We start from the raw sequence: 1,238 nt of genomic DNA, 5'->3' as shown, positions 1-1,238 counted from the left end.
GGCAAGGATCCAATGGATGTTCACAACCGAAAAGGCCCGCGAGAAACTCCACAAAGCCTATCCGGTCAAAGAGTCATAATCTCTGCGGAACGGTACTAGAGCAGATCCTGCGATCGATGAATCGATTGTGAAGTGACGCGGCGCTGCGAAGCTGATTCAACATCCACAGCGAAGAGGTGGATGATGGCACGAGCACTGAGCGACGATCTTCGATTACGTGTATTGAAAGCGTCAGCGGCGGGCATGTCAGCACGGCAGGCCGCCGCCCGGTTCGGGGTTGGGACTTCGACGGCAATTCGCTGGATCGCAAGAGCCAGCGATGGTGAGTCAACATCACGGCCGCAAGGCTGGCGAAGGTCTTCGAGCTTGGATGCACACGAGGCGTTCGTTGTCGAGATGATCGACGATCGTAAGGACGTGACGCTCGACGAAATGGTCGAGCGTCTGTGCGTTGAGCGGCAAGTGGGCATCAGCCGGAGTGCGCTCGGTGCTTGGCTGCAACGCCGCGGGTGGACGTTTAAAAAAAGTCCGCACATGCATTGGAGCAGGATCGGCCGGATGTCCTGAAGCGGCGGCGTGCCTGGTTTGATGGCCAACTCGATCTCGATCCGGAGAAGTTGATCTTCCTGGACGAGACCGGTCTCTCGACGAAGATGGCACGCTTGCGCGGACGTGCAATTCGCGGCGAGCGTTGTCGAGCTGGCGTGCCGCACGGCCATTGGAAAACAACGACATTCACAGGCGCTCTACGCCTCTCGGGCATGACCGCCCCCTTTGTCTATGATGGGGCGATGAATGGCAACGTCTTCCTGGCATATGTCGAGCAGGTACTGCTACCGACCCTTCAGATCGGGGACGTTGTCGTCATGGACAATCTGCCGGCCCACAAAGCAGCCGGTGTCCGTGATGCCATTGAGCGCGCCGGCGCCAAACTCATGTTCCTGCCGCCCTACAGTCCCGACTTCAACCCCATCGAGAATGCATTCTCGAAATTGAAAGCCATGTTGCGGGCTCGGGCGGAGCGAAAGATCGATGCGTTGTGGGACGCAGTGGGAGCCTTGATACCCAGGTTCACGCCTGCCGAATGCGCCAACTACTTCAGAGCCGCAGGATATGACCCGGATTAAGCAGGATCTGCTCTAGTACTACAGTTGCGTTTTATGTCTATTTTTGTAGTGGGCGCTCATTGCGGAGGCCTGATGTTTTCGTCTCCAGAGTGACCATGCGAGAACGAAGGC

At 57.5% G+C, this 1,238-nt stretch carries 1 protein-coding gene; it reads left to right on the top strand.

Translation table 11 applies throughout. The features are described 5' to 3' along the window. Nucleotides 1-183 precede the first annotated feature (183 nt). Nucleotides 184-1,127, top strand: a protein-coding gene (locus PY650_RS36460; RefSeq protein WP_285884946.1) for an IS630 family transposase whose coding sequence is annotated in 2 segments (ribosomal slippage) — nt 184-520 and nt 520-1,127 — 945 coding nt in all. Because the reading frame shifts where the segments join, the coding sequence is not laid out codon by codon here. The last annotated feature ends 111 nt before the right edge of the window (nt 1,128-1,238 follow it).

The sequence above is a fragment of the Martinezella calliandrae genome (assembly GCF_030272695.1).
Taxonomy (GTDB): domain Bacteria; phylum Pseudomonadota; class Alphaproteobacteria; order Rhizobiales; family Rhizobiaceae; genus Rhizobium; species Rhizobium calliandrae.
The sequence above is the reverse complement of the archived record's forward strand: the minus strand, read 5'-3'. Positions and strand labels throughout refer to the sequence as shown.